Below are 5075 nucleotides of genomic sequence, written 5' to 3'. Positions count from 1 at the left end.
ATCGTATCAGAAAGCTCGGCTATCAATGGAATCATAAACGGGTATATCGGGTGTATTGTGAGCTAAAGCTTAATCTTAAAACAAAACGTAAACAACGAATTCCACCTCGGGAGCCAGAAAAGTTATCGGTTCCCAATAAACAAGGTGAATGTTGGTCAATGGATTTTATGAGTGACAGTAGCCGTAATCAACGTCGCTTTAGAACATTCAATGTCATCGATGACTTTAATCGTGAGGCGTTAGGGATTGATATTGCAGTAAGTTTACCCGCAGGAAGGATTACCCGTTACTTAGATAAACTGGCCGAATATCATGGGTATCCATTAAAAATACGGGTCGATAATGGGACAGAATTTACAGGAAAAACCTTTACCAACTGGGCTAAATTACATGGTATAACCATTAATTATATCCAGCCCGGTAGTCCTTATCAAAATGGCTATATTGAACGATTTAATCGTACCTATCGTACTGAAGTACTCGATTTATATCTTTTTAACAACTTAGCTCAAGCAAGGAGAATAACTGAAGAATGGTTAACGATTTATAACACCGAAAGACCGCATGAGGCATTAAATAACATGACACCGATTGAGTATAAAACACTAAAACAAGCAGCATGATTTTCTACGTGAGTTGTGTACTAAGTTTGGGGTATTTACACTATCTTTATGTTAAATATGGTTCTAAGTAAAAATCACTATCTACGAAACAATACTCTAGCCAATATCCAGATTCTTTACTGTATCCCTGTAATATAAGATTATTTTTTTCAATAAATATTTTCTGAATATATTCAAAAAACTCTAATTCATGTCTAAGTAACTTTTTTTGTTCAAAACTATTATTCAAATCATTGACAATAAAAACGTTTGCTTGGAAAAATGACCAATTAAAAACTGACAAACTAATATTACTGATGTACTGTTTTTTCTCTAGATCGTAGACTGACTCAAAATATATCTTAATTTTATTAGAAAATATTTTAGTCTCCAAAATATTACAATCTGCTATTTCTATATGTTGTATATTCATTTTTTAACAACTTATTTTTTTATGATCAGCCGGTGACTTTGAATTAACAACGTTACCGTTAATATTTAAAGAGTTTCTTGCCTTATCATATCGATGGCATGATAGTATAAAACACTTTATCTAGCGGATCTAATTTAGCTACTATTGTTCTGATGTCTGTATATTTCCAATGTGCAAATGCATCATCAGGGGATCCTCCTTTCCATGAAATGTTTTCTACTTTTGATAAAGTATGGTAATGTAAGCCAGTTTCTCTGTCCTAATACTATCCCTGATATCTGAGGTTTAGCTCTACTGAGTTGTGCTCGATTGCCTGAATGTGCTTCCCAAGAACTGAAAGCTGCATTCCCAGATGATGTCACCGTTTGCATCGGTTAGCTCTTCTGGCGCACTATTTAGGTCGGTATGGAAGTAGACTATTTCTTCATCTTCACTGTTTCTTTTGTCTATGCGTACCAACGGTTCGTAGCATTAACAGTCTAATATCGTTATTTCGATACTGGTAATGCTCATTAGGTATTTATCTGATTATGTGCAAAGCCTAATGATAGTATTGTCAGTCAATGATTATTTATGTTGATTGTTCAAAAGTCATATACGTATTATTTTTTTCATCTAAAAAAATATATAAGTAAGAAATATCATGCCTAATTTCGGTTATATCCAATTGGCCTATAAAAAATAACGGTTTATTTTCTACTGTTGGCCATGCTGGAGATTGGAGCCATCTGGGTTTATTTTTTAAAAATTTAAAATCATTTTTAATTTCTAATTTTAAAGCTCTTTCTAACTCTATTCCAGATTTATCTTTATTAAAGATAAACTGAAAATAAGGTTCAGTCAAATTTAACCATCGTGGTTGAATTTTCATAAACAGGTCATATTTTTTCTTATATTCATTATTTAACGAAAAGCTAATATTTTTTTTGTAAGCAATTTTGAAAGTAAATCTTTACTATCGAATTCGCCTGATGGTAATAAAATATCAATTTCAATAAGATACAAAAATGCATTTTGTGAATTAGTGTATGGAGGTATTTGAGTTTCCTTAGATAAAAGATCTTCCATATCCTTATTGTAATAAAGTTCTTTTTGAAAACCCTGCGGAGAAAGTGACCCTTCCAAATAATTTTTTATAATATCTATAGAGTTCATTTTTTATTACCTCCTAGCGGTCTAAATTTATCAAGAGCCGTATGCTGTTCTCTAGTAGCCTCACGAAGACTTCCAATATCTGGTTCTTACTACATTCCATGAAGAGGTATCACCATTAGGCAATGACTTATCGATAGCATCACCTCTCTTTCATATTTTGAATCGTACTTTGCATGATAATCCCTACGGATCTATCCAAGTCAATCCATTAGTCGCATACTGATACAGATTAAATTCACCTAGCAACCCAATTGGGTCAGGCTAGATAAAGTGGACTATATCAAGGCATAATACCTAAAAGTATTGTAATATAAATCCGTTTTTCTGTCTAAATATTGGCTCTGATATCTGAAGTTTTGATCTATTGATGCGTGTTCAATTTCCTGAATCCCTTTACTCCCAGAGCTGATAATTTCTTCATCTTCACTGCCCCTTTTGTCTATATCTGCCAGAGGTTCGTAGCAACTCTGTCCGGGGTAGATATACAGGCTGCTGTGCTGATTCGGGCTGGTTTTCTAAATCATTATTAAGCCATTCTAGCGGATACGGTTGTAGGGGGCTGTGCTATTTAGCTGATGTTTTTCGATATGCTAGCCAAGAGCATCGTAGATATTGGAATGCCAATATCTTTTCAAACAACAAAATTAAGAAAAGGTAATGAAGATTATTATTCAATAAATTCTAGAATATATTTCTAAATTAACTATATATAGCCAACTCAGGCTTACAAAAACCTATAACAAAATCCATTAATTCTAAAATAATATCTTCTTCGTCAAGATATCTCAGGTTTTGTAAACAATCATACATGCAAATCTGTGGCATGCCTTTATTTTTAAAATCAACTAATAACTTTCTAATTTCCAATAAATCTTTATTTGAAGATATTTCTTTTTTCATATAATCAAGGAATTTCTGTTGTTCTAGCATTTTATCCATTTACTTTTTTAATTAGCCAATGCTGTTTGGTATTTTGAAAGAAGCATCGACTGTTTAGGTTGAATTGCGCCATGTCCTGATTTGTTTTGTACGTGCTGCAAATCATTACCAATGATCTGTTACATACAGGAATATCCCTATTAGGGCTAGCACTCAATGTTCTAGCTGAGTCTACAACTTTGGATTTACTTTTCTTTTTTGTTATTCTTCGAAATATGTCTGAATAATTTAATCCCCATGCTTCGATACAAGTCAACCCATTAGACGCATACTGATACAGATTAACGCCACCTAGCAATCCGGCTAAATCAGTGAATCTACATGTATCAGGATAGTATCACTTTGTAAGCCCGTTATTCTTAATAACTTCATTATTGTGATTTCAATTCTGCAATTTTATTCTCTTGCCACCACAGACAATACCTTTCGTAAAAGCTAAACCTATTGCACGTTTTGCACTTTCAAAAATATAACTATATAAACTCTCGTAGTTTTCAAATTCAGGATCTAAAATGAAAAAATTTTCATTTAACGGTTTAAAAAAACTTTCTTTTACTTCTCTTAATCCATATGGAGCCTGGTTTTTATCAGGAATGCAAATAGAGATAGAAATAACATACTCCTTATCTGATGGATAGCGCATTGATCTTTTGAAAACCCCAATACCATTTGTAGCCCGAGAATTAATCATTATTAAAATACGCCACCCATTTAAATCGAGACTGTTCATAATTCTGTGTCAGCTTAATTCACAAAGAGATTACCTTATCAAGACGATTAGGAAAAAATATCATCAATTGTGACAATGCTAAATTCCAATTTTGGATTGGCATTGTCCATTTTTTCTCCGCATTTTGCAACCCTAAATACAGCAGCTTAAGTAGGCTATTTTCATTAGGAAATCCGCTTTTTGTCTTTGTTAATTTACGAAATTGTCGATGAATTGACTCAATAGCATTGGTGGTATAAATCACCTTACGAATAGGCTCAGGATAGCGGAAATAAGCTGATAAATTATCCCATTTACGACGCCATGATTGGATGACGATTGGATACTTATCGCCCCATTTTTTTCTCAAGTTCATCTAATGCATCAATTGCTGCTTCACGAGAGACCGCCTTGTAAACAAGTTTCAAATCGCTCATAAATGCTTTGTGATGTTTAGAGGCAACATACTTAATTGAATGGCGGATTTGATGAATAACACAAAGTTGAACCTCTGTTTGTGGGTAAATAGTATTAATCGCTTCAGGAAAGCCAACTAATCCATCGACACAAGCAATTAAAATGTCATTTAATCCTCGGTTTTGTAAATCGGTCAACACCGATAACCAAAAATGAGCCCCCTCGTTTTCAGATAAATACAAGCCTAATACTTCCTTTTTTCCGGCTAAATTAAGTGCAAGTACAGTATAAACAGCCTTGCTGTGATAAACCCCATCTTCTTTTACTTTATAATGAATTGCATCCATCCAAACAAACGGATAAAGCGATTCTAGCGGTCGTTGTTGCCATAATCTGAGCTCAGGAATGATTTTATCTGTAATGGCGGTTAAAGTTGCAGGAGAAAGACGAAAAGCATAAATCTCTTCAATATGCTGGCTGATATCTTTATAACTCATCCCCAGCGCATACATACTGAGAATTTTTTGTTCAATTTCATCGTTTAATGTTGTCTGATTTTTTTTGATGAGTTGAGGTTCAAATGAACCGTTTCTATCTCTTGGTGCATCAAGTTCGAAACTGCCTGATGAGCTTTTTATTGTCTTTGAACTCTTACCATTACGCCGATTAGGGGTAATGTCGTTGGCTAAATGAGAATCTAATTCCGCCGATAACGCCGCTTCTGTTAGCTGCTTGATTAATGGCGTTAAAATACCATCTTTACCCGTTAGCGGTTGACCATTTTGTAATAATTTTAATGCTTTTTCAAAATCAAATTCTT

General features: G+C 33.8%; 7 protein-coding genes and 1 pseudogene. 1 reads left to right on the top strand and 7 read right to left on the bottom strand.

The genetic code is table 11. The annotated features are described in order from the left end of the window. On the top strand, positions 1–623 hold a 623-nt coding region (locus A9G42_RS04495), incomplete at its 5' end, for an IS3 family transposase (protein ID WP_143426092.1). Positions 624–669: 46 nt separating this feature from the next. Here the strand turns inward: A9G42_RS04495 and A9G42_RS04490 are convergent. From A9G42_RS04490 to A9G42_RS04465, 7 genes and pseudogenes are all read right to left on the bottom strand, one after another. After that, a complete protein-coding gene (locus A9G42_RS04490) occupies positions 670–1035 on the bottom strand; it encodes a hypothetical protein (RefSeq protein ID WP_065567505.1) in 366 nt (121 codons plus the stop codon). A gap of 291 nt (positions 1036–1326) precedes the next feature. Beyond that, positions 1327–1494: an RHS domain-containing protein gene (locus A9G42_RS13185; protein ID WP_082211877.1), complete on the bottom strand. Its 168-nt coding sequence runs from the start codon at positions 1492–1494 to the stop codon at positions 1327–1329. A gap of 112 nt (positions 1495–1606) precedes the next feature. Next, complete coding sequence (locus tag A9G42_RS14065) at positions 1607–1906, bottom strand: hypothetical protein (RefSeq protein WP_218837760.1); 300 nt, start codon at positions 1904–1906, stop codon at positions 1607–1609. A 32-nt stretch (positions 1907–1938) separates the two neighbouring features. Then, positions 1939–2190 carry a hypothetical protein gene (locus A9G42_RS14060; RefSeq protein ID WP_218837759.1) on the bottom strand — a complete coding sequence of 84 codons (252 nt, stop codon included), beginning with the start codon at positions 2188–2190 and terminating at the stop codon, positions 1939–1941. Between the two features lie 699 nt (positions 2191–2889). Next, a complete protein-coding gene (locus A9G42_RS04475) occupies positions 2890–3120 on the bottom strand; it encodes a hypothetical protein (protein WP_065588953.1) in 231 nt (76 codons plus the stop codon). A 391-nt stretch (positions 3121–3511) separates the two neighbouring features. Further along, a complete protein-coding gene (imm9, locus tag A9G42_RS04470) occupies positions 3512–3859 on the bottom strand; it encodes an Imm9 family immunity protein (protein WP_082211875.1) in 348 nt (115 codons plus the stop codon). Between the two features lie 19 nt (positions 3860–3878). Continuing rightward, a pseudogene (locus A9G42_RS04465) lies at positions 3879–5075 on the bottom strand (IS256 family transposase); the annotation flags it as partial.

The sequence above is a fragment of the Gilliamella sp. Nev6-6 genome, assembly GCF_001690605.1.
GTDB classification, from domain to species: Bacteria; Pseudomonadota; Gammaproteobacteria; order Enterobacterales; family Orbaceae; genus Gilliamella; species Gilliamella apicola_C.
Note: the sequence above shows the minus strand (reverse complement) of the source record. Positions and strands in the feature narration are given on the sequence as shown.

Bases quoted from the DNA above. Each gene is read 5' to 3' on its own strand.
- A9G42_RS04490 (WP_065567505.1), bottom strand. From the start codon at position 1,035: ATGAATATACAACATATAGAAATAGCAGATTGTAATATTTTGGAGACT.
- A9G42_RS14065 (WP_218837760.1), bottom strand. From the start codon at position 1,906: ATGAAAATTCAACCACGATGGTTAAATTTGACTGAACCTTATTTTCAG.
- A9G42_RS14060 (WP_218837759.1), bottom strand. From the start codon at position 2,190: ATGAACTCTATAGATATTATAAAAAATTATTTGGAAGGGTCACTTTCT.
- A9G42_RS04475 (WP_065588953.1), bottom strand. From the start codon at position 3,120: ATGCTAGAACAACAGAAATTCCTTGATTATATGAAAAAAGAAATATCT.
- imm9 (WP_082211875.1), bottom strand. From the start codon at position 3,859: ATGAACAGTCTCGATTTAAATGGGTGGCGTATTTTAATAATGATTAAT.